The following is a 16,723-nucleotide window of genomic DNA, read 5'->3' as shown; positions in this document are numbered from 1 at the left end:
GGCCAAACGATTACTGGCGCCAGATCAGTTCGCTGGTGTCGTGACCGCGCCGCTCGGCCTCGGAGAGCAGGCGATCGCGGGTCGCCTGGTCGACCTCGGTGTCCCGCGCAAGCAGCCAGAGATACTTGCGATCCGGGCTGCCGACCAGCGCAGTGCTGTAGCCCTCGTCCAGATAGAGCACCCAGTAGTGGCCCTTGGTCAGACCGGGAAAGAGCCGGCTGAACCAGTTGTCGAAGCGCACCCACAGCCGATCGGTAATACCGGCTTCCTGCGGCACCGCTTCGCCCTTGGCTTCCTGCCAGTCGCCGTCTTCTGTTTCGCAACGGTTGGTCACCGCCACGCTGCCATCGGCCTGCAACTGGTAATTCGCTTCGGAGCGTATGCAATTGCGCTGAAAGAACATCGGCAAGCGCGCCAGCTCGTACCAGGTCCCCTGATAGCGTTGAAGGTCGACCTCGCCGACCGTTTCAGGGGGCTGTTCGCGCCCGCCTCCTGCGCAGCCGCTCAACAGCATCAGGCACAGCAGGGCAACGACACTCGCACGCATGGGATCTCTCCTGAGTTACATCAGCAGTTATTTCAGCCCCTTGCCGGAAAACATCATCACCTTGTCGCCCGCGAACTGGACGCTGATGAAGCGATTCTTCTCGCCCCAGGTGCAGCTCGACATCCCCAGCGCACCGGCGCATTCGGAGGGTTTGCCGAGCAACTGCTCGACTTCCACCCGTTCCATGCCGGGCTTGAGCTTGGCGAAGTTTTCCTGGGTGATCGGACTGCAGCCAGCCAGCAGGACGACGCAGGCAATCAGCAATGGGGTACGCAATGGCATATCGAGCTCCTTGCTTGTTCTAAGGTTCAATGCCCCGCGGAAGCGGTGCCGCGGAGCCTTGGCCGGAAATGGCATCCGCGCTCAGAAGGACGAGCCCGGCTGCTCCAGAAATAGTCGCTCGGCGTCGCTGGCTTCGCGGCCGAGAGTTGCATTGCGATGCGGGAAGCGGCCGAAGCGGGAGATCACCTCACGGTGACGCTCGGCATAGTCGAGAAAGCCGACGAACAGCGGCTGTTCCGCCTCGTCGGCAATGTCGCGCAAGGCCGTGAACTGCGCGACGGCCAGATCCTGGGTTGCCAGATTCTCCGCGTGCTCCAGCACCAGGTAGATGAACACGCGCTGGATCGGCGCCAACAGCATGTCGCCGCCGTGGGCCAGGCCATCGCGAACCAGGTGCTGGGCGCGCTCGTCGCCGGCGAAAGCCTTCGGCGTGTTGCGATGGATCATGCGCGGCAGCTGATCGAGCAGCAGCACCAGCGCGAGCCAGCCCTCGGGCAGTTCGGCCCAGTCCTGCAGCTCGCCGTTCAGAGCCTGTTCGACCAGTGCGCCGAAGCGCTGGCGCGCCTCGTCGTCCTGTTCTGCGCGGTAGCCAAACCAGAGTCGTTGCTTTTCAGCCGCGATCTCGCTGGCGCTGGTGCCCTGGCCGAACCACCAGTGGAGCAAGTCCTGCCAGGGCGCCTGCATCGGTCAGCCCTGGTGGTAGCCGGTGACGCGCTCGACTTCTTCCTTCGAACCGAGGAACACCGGCACGCGCTGGTGCAGGGACTCCGGCTGAATTTCCAGGATGCGCTGCGTACCGTTGGTGGCGGCGCCGCCGGCCTGCTCGACGATCATCGCCATCGGGTTGGCCTCGTACATCAGGCGCAGCTTGCCGGCCATGGAAGGGTCGCGGTTGTCACGCGGGTACATGAACAGGCCGCCGCGGGTGAGGATGCGATGCACGTCGGCCACCATCGAGGCGATCCAGCGCATGTTGTAGTTCTTGCCCAGCGGGCCGTCCTTGCCGGCCAGCAGCTCGCCGACATAGCGCTGCACCGGCTCTTCCCAGTGGCGCTGGTTGGACATGTTGATGGCGAATTCGGCGGTGCTCTGCGGAACGCTGAGGTTCTCGTGGGTAAGCACGAAGCTGCCCAGCTCACGATCCAGGGTGAAGCCCATCACGCCGTGGCCGAGAGTCAGAATCAACATGGTCTGCGGGCCGTAGATGGCGTAGCCGGCGGCAACCTGCTTGGTCCCCGGCTGCAGGAAGGCTTCCTCGCCGAGTGCGTCGTTCTGACTGAAACAGGCATCCGGGCAGCGCAGCACGGAGAAGATGGTGCCGACCGAGACGTTGACGTCGATATTGCTCGAGCCGTCCAGCGGATCGAAGACCAGCAGATAGGCACCCTTCGGGTACTTGCCGGGAATCTGGTAGGCGTTGTCCATTTCCTCGGACGCCATGCCGGCCAGGTGGCCGCCCCACTCGTTTGCCTCCAGCAGGATTTCGTTGGAGAGCACGTCGAGCTTCTTCTGCACTTCGCCCTGGATGTTCTCGCTGTCGGCGCTACCCAGTACGCCACCGAGGGCGCCCTTGGATACCGCGTGGCTGATTTCCTTGCACGCTCGTGCCACGACCTCGATGAGAAAGCGCAGATCAGCAGGCGTGTTGTTACTGCGAGTCTGCTCGATGAGGTAGCGACTGAGGGTTACGCGTGACATGGAAATGACTCCGGAGGAAGAATAAACCCGCGCAGTTTAGCAGGCCGTAGGAAAACTAACTCCCCTCAGACAGGTCCGCCCCCTGCAGAGTTCAGCGAAGCGGCGGCCAGATTGCCAGCACGGTCGGCAACCCTCGCCATTTGTGGCTGCGCGCCGGCGGATGACCCTCCGGCGCGCCGGCCATCACAGCACTTTCCAGATCTCCCGGGCGTACTCGCGAATGGTGCGGTCCGACGAGAACCAGCCGGTGCGGGCGGTGTTCAGCACGGAGGAACGCCACCAGCGTGCCGGATCACGCCAGCACTCCTCGACATCCAGCTGCGCCTGCCAGTAAGCCTCGAAATCGGCGCAGACCATGAAGGTGTCGTGCCAGCTGATGCCATCCACCAGCCCGGTGTAACGGCCCGGATCACCCGGCGAGAAGGCACCGCCACGAATCGCCGAGAGCACTTCGCTGAGCCGCGGCGACGCGCCGATGATGGCTTCGGCGTTGTACTCGTTGGCCTGCTTGCGCACATTCACCTGCTGCGCGGTGAGGCCGAAGATGAACATGTGTTCAAGGCCGATCTGCTCGCTCATCTCCACATTGGCGCCGTCCAGGGTGCCGATGGTCAGCGCCCCGTTGAGGGCGAACTTCATGTTGCTGGTACCCGAAGCCTCCAGGCCGGCGGTGGAAATCTGCTCCGACAGGTCCGCCGCCGGGATGATGTCCTCGGCCAGACTGACGTTGTAGTTGGGCAGGAACACCACCTTGAGCAGGCCGCGCACGGTGGGGTCGGCATTGATGGTATTGGCGATGTCGTTGGTCAGCTTGATGATCAGCTTGGCCTGGTGATAGCTCGCCGCCGCCTTGCCGGCGAAGATCTTCACCCGCGGCACCCAGTTGCCGCCCGGATCGGAGCGAATCGCCTGGTACAACGCGACGGTGTGCAGCAGGTTGAGCAACTGGCGCTTGTACTCGTGGATGCGTTTGACGTGCACGTCGAATAGCGCGGTCGGGTCGACGCTGATACCCAGCCGCTCCTGGATCACATTGGCCAGATGACGCTTGTTGGCCAGCCGCTGTTCGGCGAAGCGCTGGCGGAACGCGGCCTGTTCGGCAAAGGGTTCGAGCTCGCGCAGGCGCGTCTCCGGCTCATCGAGCACCTCCTCGCCGACATGCTCCACCAGCAACCGAGTCAGCTGCGGATTGGCCTGGTAGAGCCAGCGGCGGAAGGTGATACCGTTGGTCTTGCTGTTGATCCGCTGCGGATAAAGGCTGTGCAGATCGGTGAACACGGTCTTGCGCATCAGCTGGGTGTGCAGCCCGGATACGCCATTGGTGCTGTGCGAACCGAGGAAGGCCAGATTGCCCATGCGCACCCGGCGACCGTGATCTTCCTCGATCAGCGATACCGAGCGCAGCAGCTCGGCATCGTGGACGCCGCGCTCGCGCAGCTGGTCGAGATGGTAGGCGTTGATCAGGTAGATGATCTGCATGTGCCGCGGCAGCAGGCGCTCCATCAGGCCCACCGGCCAGGTTTCCAGCGCCTCGGGCAACAGCGTGTGGTTGGTGTAGGACAGCGTCGCCGTCGTCAGCCGCCAGGCATGCTGCCACTCGTAACTATGGACGTCGACCAGCAGTCGCATCAGCTCGGCCACGGCAATCGCCGGGTGGGTGTCGTTGAGCTGGATGGCGGTGTACTCGGGCAGGCTGTCCAGCGAACCGCGCTGCTTGATGTGGCGACGCAGCAGGTCCTGCAGCGAGGCGGCGACGAAGAAATACTCCTGCCGCAGGCGCAACTCCTGCCCGGCCTCGGTGCTGTCGGCCGGATAGAGCACCCGTGAAATGCTTTCGGCGCGGGCCTCTTCGGCCGCTGCACCGATATGGTCACCGGCGTTGAAGCGCGCCAGATGGAAATCCGCCTCGGGCCGCGCACGCCAGAGGCGCAGCGTGTTCACCCCGGCGCCGCGCCAACCGACGATGGGGGTGTCATAGGCGATCGCCCGTACCCCTTCGGCCCAGTGCCAGAAGTGCTGGACCTCGCCTTTCTCGTTGGTGGCCGCCGTGACGCTGCCGCCGAAGCCGATCAGATACTTCACCTCGGAGCGCTCGAACTCCCAGGGGTTGCCGAAATCCAGCCAGGTCTCGGTCTGCTCGTGTTGCCAGCCATCGACGATGGCCTGGCGGAACAGGCCGTGGTCATAACGGATGCCGTAACCATGGGAGACCACGCCGAGGGTCGCCATGCTCTCCATGAAGCAGGCCGCGAGCCGGCCGAGGCCGCCATTGCCGAGCGCCGCGTCAGGCTCCAGCAGGCGGATGCGTTCGATATCCACGTCGAGCCCGGCGAGCGCTTCACGCGCCACGTCGAACAGGCCGAGGTTGCTCAGGCTGTCGACCAGCAGGCGGCCGATGAGAAACTCCAGAGAGAGGTAATAAACCCGCTTCTGCCCGCTGGTGTAAGCCTCGCGCGTGCAATCCATCCAGCGGTCGATGGTGCTGTCGCGAGTAGCCAAGGCTACCGCATGGAACCAGTCGTAATCGGAGGCGTTCTCCGGATCCTTGCCAACCGAGTAGGTGAGCTTGCGCAACACTCGCTCACGGAAAGCGGCAACTTCTTCAGCGGTGGCAATGGCTGTTTCCTGCGTCATGGACAGACCTCGGTTAGCGAAGACACACAAGAGGGACTCGCGGCAGCCATGCCCGTTCACCTCCATTCGACATTCCAGAAAAAGCGTTGCAGGTTTCCTTTACATCTGCGCTACCGCCCGTCCGGTCGCCGCCGTCGGAAGACGCTGGCAATCGCCGCGCGACTCGTTATGATCCGCGCGCCCGAACGCACCGAAGACTGCCCGTGAAGACAAGATTGATCGCCTCCGCCGACCCGGAACGCCTGGAAACCTGGGTGCGCTACAGCGCCGGCCTGTGCCGCGACTGCCATGCGACCTGCTGCACCCTGCCGGTGGAGGTACGCATCGACGACCTGATCCGGCTGGACCTGGTCGATGCCTTCGAGCGCGACGAGCCGGCGAAGAACATCGCCAAGCGCCTGAGCAAGGCGGGCATCGTCGAGCACTTCAATCACAAGCACGAGATCTTCACGCTGACCCGCCTGACCAATGGCGACTGTCTCTATCTGGACCGCAAGACGCGGCTTTGCACGGTCTATGCCAAGCGCCCGGACACCTGCCGCAACCACCCGCGTATCGGCCCGCGCCCAGGTTATTGCGCCTACCGAAGCAAAACCGCCGGCTGACGCGGCGCACCATCGGATATCGCCGCTGCACCCGCCAGCACCGATGCGGAACACCGCAGACAGCAGCGCGGCGTGCCCGGATTCGTCGCCACGGATAGCCTGAACGGACTGGCCAAAGCGTGACTCAGGAGTCATGCTTGGCGTCTGTCTGTACCTTCGTAACGTTTAGGAACCTCCCCGGCATGAGCCGCGATAGCCGCTACCTGGAAGCCATCCTCCATCACGACATTCCGCTGACCCGCTCGCTCGGGCTGCGCGTCGAGCAGTGGGAAAACCACGAGTTGCGCCTGCAGGTACCGCTGCAGCCGAACATCAACCACAAGAGCAGTATGTTCGGCGGCAGTCTGTATTGCGCTTCGGTGCTGGCAGGCTGGGGCTGGCTGCATCTGCGGCTGCGCGAGGCGGGCATCGAGGATGGGCACATCGTCATCCACGAAGGGCAGATCGAGTACCCGCTGCCGGTGGTGGACGATGCAATCGCCATCTGTTCAGCGCCGAGCCCCGAGGCCTGGGAGCGCTTCGAATCGATCTATCGTCGCCGTGGCCGTTCGCGGCTGGAGCTGAAAAGCCGCATCCTGGCGGCCGACGGCCGTGACGCGGTGCGCTTCACCGGGCAGTTCGTGCTGCACAAATAAGCGAAGGATTACATTGCACGCGTCTGCGACGGCTTGCTCAGTCGGCGCAATGCCCGCTCCAGGCAGACGCGCCGTGTTACTCGCGATTGGCCAGTTCGATCAGCCAGTCGCGCCAGTCGACGCCTCTGGGCAGGGCCAGGAAAGACGGGTTCAGATAACTTTCCCGCGCGTCATAGCGCAGCGCCGCACCACTGACATCCAGCACCTCGCCACCGGCACCTTCCAGCACCCCCTGCGCGGCAGCGGTATCCCACTGCGAGGTCGGCGCCAGGCGCGGGTAGCAATCCGCAGCACCTTCGGCCAGCAGGCAGAATTTCAGCGAACTGCCGACATTCGCCAGCGCCAGCTCACCGAAACGTTCGCCCAGACGACTCAACAGCTGCTCCTGCGCCGGACTGCTGTGGCGCCGGCTGGCGACCACGGTAAACGCTTGCTCCGGTTGCTGGCGCACGCGCAGCGGCTGAGTCGCGCCGGACACTTCGCTGCGCCAGGCGCCGAAATCCTCGCCGCCGTAGTAACAGCGTCCGGATGCCGGAATGCCGACCACGCCGAAGCACACCTTGCCCGCCTCGATCAGCGCGACGTTGACCGTGAACTCCTCGCTGCCGGCGATGAATTCCTTGGTGCCATCCAGCGGGTCAACCAGCCACCAGCGCGTCCAGCCGGCGCGCTCGCTCAGCGGCACCTCGCAATCCTCCTCGGACAGCACCGGGATGGCGCTATCCAGCGCCAGCAGGCCGTCCAGCAACACCTGATGCGCAGCCATATCGGCGACGGTCACCGGCGATTCGTCGGTCTTGGTCTGGACATCCAGCTCGCTGCGCCAGTGCGGCAGGATCGCCTCGCCCGCCTGACGCACCAGATCGATGACCGACGACAGATAGGGATGACTCATTGGCCGAACTCTCCGCGCTGGGTCAACAGATCCTTGGCCAGGTACAACGCGGCCAATGCGCGCCCCTCGCTGAACTGCGGGTGCTGCACCAGACTGGACAGTTCGTGCAGGTTGACCTTGTCGAGCCGCATCGGCTCCGGCTCGTCGCCGGGCAGCTGCTCCGGATACAGATCGCGCGCCAGCACCACCTGAATCTTCTGGCTCATGTAACCGGGCGACAACGACAGCTCGGTAAGCAGCTCCAGGCGGCGCGCGCCGAAGCCGGCCTCCTCCTTGAGCTCACGGTTGGCCGCTTCGAGCACGTCTTCACCCGGCTCGATCAGGCCCTTGGGCAGCGACAGCTCATAGGTGTCGGTGCCGCCGCAATATTCTTCGACCAGCAGTGCATTCTCCGCATCGGCTAGCGCCACGATCATCACCGCGCCGTAACCGCTGCCCTTGCCGACCAGGCGTTCATAGGTGCGCTCGACACCATTGGAAAAACGCAGCTGCAGCTCCTCGACACGGAACAGTCGGCTGCTAGCAACGATCTCACGGGCTAGCACGGTGGGTTTCTGGCGCATGGGAAACTCCTGGAAACGCGAGCGGCTATCATAACCCGGCTTTTTGCGCTGGCCGTGAGTGCTTTGCGACCAGCTGACCGACGCCGTCCCGTCCATACACCGCTGACGCGAGCCCGCACATGACCGCCAACCTGCCCTGGTCCGACATCGATACCGTCCTGCTCGACATGGACGGCACGCTGCTGGACCTCCATTTCGACAATCATTTCTGGCTCGAACTGCTGCCGCAACGCTACGCCGAGCTGCACGGCATAAGCCGCGCCATGGCCGAGCTGGAACTGGCACCACTGTTCAACGAGCACGTCGGCAAACTCACCTGGTATTGCCTGGACTACTGGACCCGCGAACTCAACCTGCCGATTCGCGACATGAAACGCGAGATCGCCGAGCTGATCGCCCTTCGACCAAATGCCGACGAATTTCTCGCCGCGTTGCGCCATACCGGCAAGCGCGTGGTGCTGATCACCAATGCGCACCGCGACTCGTTGTCGCTGAAGCTGGAGAAGATCGAACTGGCGCCCTGGTTCGACCGCCTGATCAGCTCCCACGACTACGGCTATCCGAAGGAGGAGCCGCAATTCTGGCACGCACTGCGCCAGGATCTGGAGTTCGAGCCCGCACGCGCACTGTTCATCGACGATAGCCTGCCGATCCTGCGCAGTGCGCAGCGCTTCGGCATTGCGCATCTGCTGGCGGTGCGCGAGCCGGACAGTCGCCGCGCACCGAAGGACACCGAGGAATTCGCCGCGGTTGACGATTACCTCGACCTGATCCGCAGCCTGCACGGCGGTCCAGCGTGACGGCTGGCGCTGCCTTCGGCAGCCGGAAGCTTTACACTACGCAACAGTTGCCGTCGGCGGGAACCGGCTCAGGACGAGCCCGGGCCGGCACGCATCGAAACAGCGCAGCGGTGCGCAGCACATGCCCTGCCGCTCGTAGTTCGCCCACGGATGATCGATAGGAAGCAACATGGCAGTAGTAGGCGCCGAATTCTGGCCCCATAGTCACAGCGAGATGAGTGAGCGAATCCGCCGGCATGACTGGGGGGCGACTGCGCTCGGAACTCCTGACGCCTGGCCGGCTTCGCTACGGCTGCTGCTGGACACCATTCTCGAAGCACCCCTGCCGATGTGCATCCTCTGGGGCGACCAGGCGCAGCAGTTGTACAACGACGCCCACGCCGCACTGATCGGCGATCGCCACCCGGCCGAACTCGGCCAGCCCGCTTGCCACCGCTGGGGCGCGACCTGGACCCTGCTGGAGCCGGCCTGCGACACTGCCCGCCGCGGTGAGCCACGAGTGCTGCGCAATCAGCAACTGGTCATCGAACGCGATGGCGCTCCGGTGGAAGCCTGGTTCGACCTCGCCCTGAGCCCCATTCGCAACGCCTCGCACGGCATCGGCGGCCTGCTGCTGTGCCTCAGCGAAACCAGCGAACGCGTGCGCACCGAAACCCGCCTGTCGCAGACCGCCCTGCACTACAAGCTCAGCGCCGAGGTGCATCGCGCCAGCGAACAGCGCCTGCAACTGGCACTCGAGGCCAGCGACCTGATCGGCATCTGGGACTGGGCCATCCAGGCCAGCGAGATTCCGGCGGGGGCTGAGCTTTCCCGCATCCTGCCGGTGGCCCAGTCCGGGCCGAACGGCCTGAGCAGCGAAGCCTTTTTCGATCATGTCCATCCCGACGACGTGCCACGCCTGCGCGCCGCGCTGGAGCGCTGCATCGTCAAGCGCGGTACGCTCGACGAGCGCTACAGGCTGCGCAGCGACGATGGCGTCACCCGTTGGGCGCTGGCGCGCGGGCGCTGCCATTGCGACGAGCAGGGCTGGCCACAGCGCTTCCCCGGCGCAGTGATGAACATCACCGGACAGCAGGCCAGCGAAGATGCCCTGCGCCAGAGCGAAGCCGAGTTGAAGATGGTCACCGACGCTCTGCCGGTGCTCATCGGCTACGTCGACGCCGAGGAACGTTTTCGCTTTAACAACCGCTACTACTCCGACTGGTTCGGCCATTCGACCGAATGGCTGCTGGGCAAGACCGCCCGCGAAGTGCTCGGTGAACGCGGCTACGCCGAGCGCCAGACAAGCATCCGTGACGCCCTCGCCGGCCGCGACGTGACCTTCGAGGCCCATAGCCCGCACCGTGACGGCCAGCCCCGACGCATGCTGGTGCACTACCTGCCGCGCCGCGACGGCCAGGGCAACGTGCTCGGTTTCTTCGTCATGGCGCTGGATGTCACTGAGCGCTGGCGCGCCGAACAGGCGCTGCGCGAACTCAACGAGACGCTGGAAAGCCGTATTCAGGAGCGCACCCAGGCACTGGCGGAAGTCTACGAACGCCTGCTCAAGGAAATGGCCAGCCGCGAGCAGGCACAGGAAGCGCTGCGTCAGGCGCAGAAGATGGAAGCAGTCGGCCAGCTGACCGGCGGCATCGCCCACGACTTCAACAACATGCTGACCGGCATCATCGGCGGCCTGGACCTGATCCAGCGCTACATCCAGTCCGGCCGCCACGGCGAAACCCAGCGCTTCATCGATGCCGCGGTCACCTCGGCCAATCGCGCCGCGGCCCTGACCCACCGCCTGCTCGCCTTCGCCCGGCGCCAGCCGCTGAATCTCAAGCGTGTCGAGCTGAACCAGCTGATCGAGTCGATGCACGACCTGCTCAGCCGCACGCTGGGCAGCCACATCCACATCCGCAATCAGTTGCAGCAAGGTCTGTGGCCGGTTTCCAGCGACGAAAACCAGCTGGAAAGCGCGCTGCTCAACCTGGTCATCAACGCCCGCGACGCCATGGCTGACGGCGGCACCCTGCTGCTGGAAACTCGCAATGTCGAACTGTACAGGCAGGGCGATGTGGGCGATCTGGCCGCCGGGCGCTACGTCATCCTCTGCCTGACAGACAGCGGCTGCGGCATGAGCCCCAAGGTGCTGGCCAGCGTCTTCGAACCGTTCTTCACCACCAAACCCATCGGCCAGGGCACCGGGCTCGGCCTTTCCATGGTCTACGGCTTCACCCGGCAGGCCGGCGGCCATATCCAGATCGCCAGCGAACCGGGCGAAGGCACCCAGGTCAGCCTGTACCTTCCCGTATTCGAGGACCAAGGCGTCAGCGTCGCGCCAGCCGGCGAAGACGACGGCCCGCTTCAGGCCCAGCAAGGCGAAACCGTCCTGGTGGTCGAGGATGATCCGGCGGTGCGCCTGCTAGTCATCGACGTGCTACAGATGCTCGGCTATCAGACGCTGGAAGCCGCCGACGGCAATGCGGCGATCCGCCTGCTTGAGAGCACGCCCACCATCGACATGCTGGTCACCGATGTCGGACTGCCCGGCATGAACGGCCGGCAACTGGCGGATGTCGCGCGCCAGCATCGTCCCGATCTGCCGGTGCTGTTCATGACCGGCTATGCCAAGCAGGCCGCCAGCACGGACTTCCTCGAACCGGGCATGGACATGATCAGCAAGCCGTTCAACCTCGATGCGCTGGCCAAGCGCGTACGCGACATGCTGGCGGATAGCGACCAGCGGTGAATCGTCCGCGGCCGGCAGGGGTCATAACTCTATCCGCCGGCCGCGAGCATGCACTGCAGTTGCAGCGATGCAGAACGCCGGTCTCATCAGACCTCGTGACCTGTGCGGTGAGTGGGTTGAGGCAGGTTCGGATGTAAATGGCCGAGACAAAGCGCTGCGACGAGTCATAGGGGGTTATGGCGAGGAGCAGCAACCCAGTATCGGGGCCATGGACGCCGAAATTGACCAACCGAACCTGCCAAACAGGCGACTAACTGGACCGAATCGCCGATGAACGCCCCGTCTCGCCTGAATGCCGGCGTCGCCGCTGCCGCGCAACCACCTGCCGGTGCCAGCCAGCGTTACTGCTACCAGCCGATCGACGATGTCGCGCAATGCGCAGTCGATCTTGCCGAGGAGTGCGCGCTGGCGATCGCCTACAACGGGCTGAGCCAGGCGGTGATGATGATCTCGCCGGCCGATCTGGAAGATTTCGTGGTTGGCTTCAGCCTGGCCAATGGCTTCGTCGAGTCGCTGGATGATATCTACGACATTCGCCTGCACGGCAGCGGCAGTGCGCTGCGCGCCGAATTGGACATCGCCAGCCGCGCGTTCTGGCGCCTCAAGCTGCAACGCCGCCAGCTACCCGGCAACAGCAGCTGCGGGCTCTGCGGGGTCGAAGCGCTGGAGCAGGCACTCCCGCGCCTGCCGGTCATGCCGGCAGCGCCACTGCCGCCCTCGCACTGGTTGCAGGACCTGCGTCAACGTATCGAAGCGTTTCAACCGCTGGGGCGCGACTGCGGGGCGGTGCACGCCGCATTGTTCATGGACGCCAACGGCGAGATCCGCCTGGGCCGCGAGGATATCGGGCGGCATAACGCGCTGGACAAGCTGATCGGTGCCATGGCCCGCTCCGGCTGTGCAGCGGCCGGTGGCCTGGCGATCGTCACCAGCCGCTGCAGCCTGGAGCTGGTGCAGAAAGTGCAGCGGGCCGGGATTCCAGCGCTGGTGAGCCTGTCTTCACCCACCGGCCTGGCCGCCCAGTGGGCGCAGCGACATAACCTCAACCTCATCCACCTGCCACAGCACAGCCCGCCGCGGATCTACAGCCCTGCCGCAGCGGTGCGCGCGCAAGGCTGATGCTGATTCCGAGCGGGTAAAGGCCCTGCGCGCAGGCCCCACAAGCGAGCTAAGACCACTCGAAACACCTCTTGTTCCTAAGCAAAATCAAATAGTTAGCAAACGCCAACCGGATCACGCATTTCATCGGATCGCTCTTGCCGCAAGCGCAGCGGCACGTGAGGATCGCGGCGCAATCCACATACGGGATCACTCCATGAAGTACGCCTCGATATTCCTGTTGTCCACCAGCCTGCTCAGCGCTGCAGCCTTCGCCGGCAGCAACACCGAAGCCGCCGTCGGCGGCGCGCTCGGCGGTGCATTGGGTTCTGTGGTGGGAGAACACCTGGGGGGCTCGACCGGCGCCACCATTGGTGCCGGCGTTGGCGGCGCGGCCGGCGGCATGGTCGGTGCGGACAAACGCAGCCGTACCGAAGCGGCCATTGGTGGTGGCCTCGGTGCGGCAGGCGGTAATGTCATCGGCCAGCAGGTCGGTGGCAGCACGGGTGGGCTGATCGGCGCAGCCGTGGGCGGCGGCGCTGGCGGCGCGATCGGCAATGCCTACGGCGACGATGATGATGACTACCGGCGTGACCGTCGCTACCGGGATGATCGCCGCTACTACGGCCATCCAGGCAAAGCCAAAGGTCATTACAAGCACAAACACAAGCATCACTGAGGACCGCAGACGGCAGGCATTGCCGTCTCGCAGCCATCACTGCCTCGCCCGGACCGGCCCAGCCGCTCCGGGCGATCTCGTTTACGGGCTTCTGCTGGATGCGCCGAGTTGGTTAACTCAAGGCTTCCAGCGCGGCGCGCAAGCGCCCGGGAATGGCGGTGGGACGGTTGCTTGCGCGTTCAACGAAGACATGCACGAAGCGACCCGCGGCGCACGCCTCCTGCTCACCCTCGCGGAAGATTGCCAGCTCGTATTGCACCGACGAGTTGCCCAGCCTGGCCACCCGCAGCCCGACCTCGATGACGTCCGGATAAGCGATCGACGCAAAGTACTCGCAGGCGGAGCTGACCACGAAACCGACGATCTCACCGCCCTGAATATCCAGCCCGCCCTGCTGGATCAGATAGTTGTTCACCGCGGTATCGAAGAAACCGTAATAGACGACGTTGTTCACGTGACCATAGATATCGTTGTCGTGCCAGCGCGTGGTGATCGGCTGGAAATGCCGGTAATCGTGGCGCAGGTGCTTGGGTTGCTCAGGCATGGGTGGTTTCCACGTGCAGTAGTAAAAAGGCGCTCAATACGCCGCCTGATAGATCGCCAGCGCATCGGCTTCGGTGACTTCGCGCGGGTTGTTGACCAAGAGGCGCTGCTGCAGCATTGCCTCCTTGGCCAGTTGCGGCAGCATGTCCTCGGGCACACCGGCATCACGCAGGCGGGTCGGCAGGCCAACACGTGCACTCATCTGTTCGAACTCTTGGATCAACTGTTCGGGATAGGTGGACGGGTCGTCGGCGCGCAAACGATCACCGAGGATGATCGGCGCCAGCTCGCCGTAATGAGTGGTCGCCGCGCTGACGTTGAAGCGCAGCACCTGCGGCAGCACCAGCGCATTCGACAGCCCGTGCGGAATATGAAAGTTGCCTCCCAGCGGATAGGCCAAGGCATGCACCGCCGCCACCGGCGCATTGGCAAACGCCTGCCCGGCCAGACAGGCGCCGAGCAGCATGGCTTGGCGTGCCTCGCGGTTGCTGCCGTTGTGTACTGCTTCGTCGAGGTTGGCGGCCAAGAGCCGCAATGCCTCTCGGGCCAGCAGGTCGGACATGGGGTTCTTCTTCAGCGCGCTGGTATAGGCCTCGATGGCATGCACCATGGCATCAATGCCTGTCGCTGCCGTGACTGCAGGCGGCAAGCCGAGGGTGAGATCGGCATCCAGCAACGCCAGATCCGGCAGCAGCAGCGGCGAGACCACGCCCATTTTGGTCGTCTCGCCGGTGGTGATGATGGCGATTTGCGTGACTTCCGACCCGGTGCCCGCCGTGGTCGGCACCTGAATCAGCGGTAGCCGCTGGCCCTTGGCATTGCCGACGCCATAGATGTCCTGCAGCGACTGCGCGCGGCCCGGATGCGCCAGCAATGCCACCAGCTTGGCGACATCCATCGAGCTGCCGCCGCCGAAGCCGATCACCAGATCGGCACCGCTCGCTTTAGCCTGCTCGACCGCAGCCATCACGATGTTTGCTGGCGGATCAGCAATGACCTGGTCGTAAACGGCGACTCGCAGCCCTTCCGCCTCGAAGCCCGGCAATACCTCATTGAGCAGGCCGAAACGGGTGATGCCCGGATCAGTCACGACCAGCACCGAGCGTGCCCCGCGCTCCTTGCAAAGGCTGGCCAGCCGGCGCGACGAGCCAGGCTCGCAGATCAATTGAGCGGTTGTGGCAAAGCTGAACGGATGCATCGGTGCCTCCTGTGATCGATTAGCTCAAAACGCGAAGTCGCTTTCCGGCAGCGCCATCAAACATTCGGCCCCACCCTGAATCGCTTCCCGATGCGCACTCGCCCGCGGCAGTACACGGCGCAGGTAGAAATCTGCACTTGCCAGCTTGGCCTGATAGAACGCCTCTTCACCCGTACCCTGCTCCAACGCATCCTGCGCGCGCGCCGCGGCCTGCAGCCACAGCCCGGACAATAAGACATAGGCGGAGTACTGGAGGAAATCCACAGACACCGCGCCGATCTCCTGCGGATCGCGCCCGGTCGCCGCAATGATCTCGGCACTCAGCTCGCGCCATTCGCCAATCCGCGCTTGTACCTTGCTGGCCATGTCGTGCAGTGCCGGCCGGTCGGTCTGCCGATCACAGACCTCACTGAACTCCGCCTGCAACGCCGACAACTCCGCGCCGCCATCGCCGAGCAGCTTGCGGCGGATGTAGTCCAGCGCCTGGATGCCATTGGTGCCCTCGTAGAGCTGGGTGATGCGGCTGTCGCGCATCAACTGCTCCATGCCCCACTCGCGGATATAGCCGTGGCCACCGTAGACCTGCACGCCGAGGCTGGCGACTTCCTGGCCCATATCGGTGAAGAACGCCTTGACGATGGGGATCAGCAGCGCCGCGCGCTTGCTCGCCGCCTTGCGATAAGTCGGCTCGGGATGGCCGTGTTCGAGGTCCAGCTGCCGGGCGCAATAGGCCGCCAGCATGCGGCTGCCCTCGACCAGGGTTTTCTGAGTCAGCAGCATGCGCCGCACGTCCGGGTGCACGATGATCGGGTCAGCCACTTTGTCGGGGTGCTGCGCGCCGGCCAGTCCGCGAGACTGCAGGCGCTCGCGGGCATAGGCCAGCGAGCCCTGATAGGCCTGTTCGGCAATGCCAAGTCCCTGCAGACCGACCTGGAACCGCGCGTCTTTCATCATGGTGAACATGCATGCCAGGCCCTGGTTGGGCTCGCCGACGATCCAGCCAGTGGCGCCGTCGAAATTCATCACGCAGGTGGCGGCGCCCTTGATACCCATCTTGTGCTCGACGGCGCCGCAGCTCAGTGAGTTGCGCGCGCCCGGCGTTCCATCGGCGTTGGCGAGGAACTTGGGCACAAGCAACAGGCTGATGCCCTTCACGCCGGCCGGCGCATCCGGCAGGCGCGCCAGCACCAGGTGCACGATGTTCTCGCTCATGTCGTGCTCGCCACCGGAGATGAATATCTTGCTGCCGCTGACCTTGTAGCTACCGTCCGCCTGGGGTTCGGCGCGGGTGCGCAACAGCGCGAGGTCGGTGCCGGCCTGCGGTTCGGTCAGGCACATGGTGCCGCTCCAGCTGCCGCTGACCAGCTTCTCCAGATAGGCATCTTTCAACTCGTCGCTGCCGTGCTTGTACAGCGCCAGCACCGCACCTTCTGTCAGGCCGGAATAGATGCGGAAGGACAGTGAAGCGCCCATCAGCATCTCGTGGAAGTTGCAGGCCACCAGCTGTGGGAAGCCCTGGCCACCGTATTCGGTCGGCCCGGTCATGCTCGCCCAGCCGTTGTCGACGTACTGCTTGTAGGCCTCGACGAAGCCCTGCGGCGTGCGCACCTCGCCGTTTTCCAGGGTCACACCCTCTTCATCGCTGTTGCGATTGAGCGGCGCGATCTCACCGCCGGTGTAGCGCGCGGCTTCTTCCAGCACACCGTCGATCAGCTCGCGGTCCAGGCCGTTGCCGAGCAATTCGCAATGGCCGGTGGCGTCGAACAGCTCGTGCAGCACGAAGCGCATGTCACGCAGGGGAGCCTTGTATTCCAT

The 16,723-nt window shown here is 64.6% G+C and carries 16 protein-coding genes; 6 read left to right on the top strand and 10 right to left on the bottom strand.

The genetic code is table 11. The features are described 5' to 3' along the window. Window positions 1–10: 10 nt before the first annotated feature. The 5 genes from BM275_RS13595 to BM275_RS13575 all read right to left on the bottom strand — a co-directional run bounded on the left by BM275_RS13595 (window position 11) and on the right by BM275_RS13575 (window position 5,161). Window positions 11–547: a lipocalin family protein gene (locus BM275_RS13595; protein ID WP_090521758.1), complete on the bottom strand. Its 537-nt coding sequence runs from the start codon at window positions 545–547 to the stop codon at window positions 11–13. A gap of 27 nt (window positions 548–574) precedes the next feature. Continuing rightward, window positions 575–829: an outer membrane protein assembly factor BamE domain-containing protein gene (gene bamE / locus BM275_RS13590; protein WP_023447075.1), complete on the bottom strand. Its 255-nt coding sequence runs from the start codon at window positions 827–829 to the stop codon at window positions 575–577. Between the two features lie 81 nt (window positions 830–910). Then, complete coding sequence (locus BM275_RS13585; RefSeq protein WP_090521754.1) at window positions 911–1,513, bottom strand: DUF924 family protein; 603 nt, start codon at window positions 1,511–1,513, stop codon at window positions 911–913. Between the two features lie 3 nt (window positions 1,514–1,516). Then, a complete protein-coding gene (locus BM275_RS13580) occupies window positions 1,517–2,527 on the bottom strand; it encodes a class 1 fructose-bisphosphatase (protein ID WP_014821930.1) in 1,011 nt (336 codons plus the stop codon). A 183-nt stretch (window positions 2,528–2,710) separates the two neighbouring features. After that, a complete protein-coding gene (locus tag BM275_RS13575; protein ID WP_090521751.1) occupies window positions 2,711–5,161 on the bottom strand; it encodes a glycogen/starch/alpha-glucan phosphorylase in 2,451 nt (816 codons plus the stop codon). A 197-nt stretch (window positions 5,162–5,358) separates the two neighbouring features. Here BM275_RS13575 and BM275_RS13570 point away from each other — a divergent pair, with 197 nt between their 5' ends. After that, the gene (locus BM275_RS13570; protein WP_230358060.1) at window positions 5,359–5,766 is read left to right on the top strand and encodes a YkgJ family cysteine cluster protein; all 408 of its coding nucleotides are present in this window, start codon (window positions 5,359–5,361) and stop codon (window positions 5,764–5,766) included. A 182-nt stretch (window positions 5,767–5,948) separates the two neighbouring features. Next, window positions 5,949–6,401 carry a thioesterase domain-containing protein gene (locus BM275_RS13565; protein WP_003303048.1) on the top strand — a complete coding sequence of 151 codons (453 nt, stop codon included), beginning with the start codon at window positions 5,949–5,951 and terminating at the stop codon, window positions 6,399–6,401. A gap of 76 nt (window positions 6,402–6,477) precedes the next feature. Here BM275_RS13565 and cysQ read toward each other — a convergent pair whose 3' ends face one another. Continuing rightward, on the bottom strand, window positions 6,478–7,296 hold the full coding sequence (cysQ, locus tag BM275_RS13560) for a 3'(2'),5'-bisphosphate nucleotidase CysQ (RefSeq protein WP_090521749.1): 819 nt from the start codon (window positions 7,294–7,296) through the stop codon (window positions 6,478–6,480). Next, window positions 7,293–7,859, bottom strand: a complete 567-nt coding sequence (gene nudE / locus BM275_RS13555) for an ADP compounds hydrolase NudE (RefSeq protein ID WP_041015291.1) — start codon at window positions 7,857–7,859, stop codon at window positions 7,293–7,295. The genes cysQ and nudE overlap by 4 nt, the downstream gene beginning before the upstream one ends. 119 nt (window positions 7,860–7,978) lie before the next feature. On the opposite strand from nudE, the gene yrfG reads away from it, so the two are divergent. The 4 genes from yrfG to BM275_RS13535 all read left to right on the top strand — a co-directional run bounded on the left by yrfG (window position 7,979) and on the right by BM275_RS13535 (window position 13,167). After that, on the top strand, window positions 7,979–8,659 hold the full coding sequence (gene yrfG / locus BM275_RS13550) for a GMP/IMP nucleotidase (protein WP_090521747.1): 681 nt from the start codon (window positions 7,979–7,981) through the stop codon (window positions 8,657–8,659). Between the two features lie 169 nt (window positions 8,660–8,828). Next, a complete protein-coding gene (locus BM275_RS13545; RefSeq protein WP_090521745.1) occupies window positions 8,829–11,390 on the top strand; it encodes a hybrid sensor histidine kinase/response regulator in 2,562 nt (853 codons plus the stop codon). 270 nt (window positions 11,391–11,660) lie between these two features. After that, window positions 11,661–12,509, top strand: a complete 849-nt coding sequence (gene fdhD / locus BM275_RS13540) for a formate dehydrogenase accessory sulfurtransferase FdhD (protein WP_090521743.1) — start codon at window positions 11,661–11,663, stop codon at window positions 12,507–12,509. Window positions 12,510–12,705: 196 nt separating this feature from the next. Then, window positions 12,706–13,167 carry a glycine zipper domain-containing protein gene (locus BM275_RS13535; RefSeq protein WP_003303059.1) on the top strand — a complete coding sequence of 154 codons (462 nt, stop codon included), beginning with the start codon at window positions 12,706–12,708 and terminating at the stop codon, window positions 13,165–13,167. 112 nt (window positions 13,168–13,279) lie between these two features. Here BM275_RS13535 and BM275_RS13530 read toward each other — a convergent pair whose 3' ends face one another. From BM275_RS13530 to BM275_RS13520, 3 genes are read right to left on the bottom strand one after another with little or no spacing between them, the layout of a single operon-like run. Next, window positions 13,280–13,711, bottom strand: a complete 432-nt coding sequence (locus tag BM275_RS13530; RefSeq protein WP_090521742.1) for an acyl-CoA thioesterase — start codon at window positions 13,709–13,711, stop codon at window positions 13,280–13,282. A gap of 33 nt (window positions 13,712–13,744) precedes the next feature. Beyond that, window positions 13,745–14,908, bottom strand: a complete 1,164-nt coding sequence (locus tag BM275_RS13525) for an iron-containing alcohol dehydrogenase (RefSeq protein WP_090521741.1) — start codon at window positions 14,906–14,908, stop codon at window positions 13,745–13,747. A 24-nt stretch (window positions 14,909–14,932) separates the two neighbouring features. Then, the gene (locus BM275_RS13520) at window positions 14,933–16,723 is read right to left on the bottom strand and encodes an acyl-CoA dehydrogenase C-terminal domain-containing protein (protein ID WP_090521738.1); all 1,791 of its coding nucleotides are present in this window, start codon (window positions 16,721–16,723) and stop codon (window positions 14,933–14,935) included.

Source organism: Stutzerimonas kunmingensis (assembly GCF_900114065.1).
Taxonomy (GTDB): Bacteria; Pseudomonadota; Gammaproteobacteria; order Pseudomonadales; family Pseudomonadaceae; genus Stutzerimonas; species Stutzerimonas kunmingensis.
The sequence above is the reverse complement of the archived record's forward strand: the minus strand, read 5'-3'. Positions and strand labels throughout refer to the sequence as shown.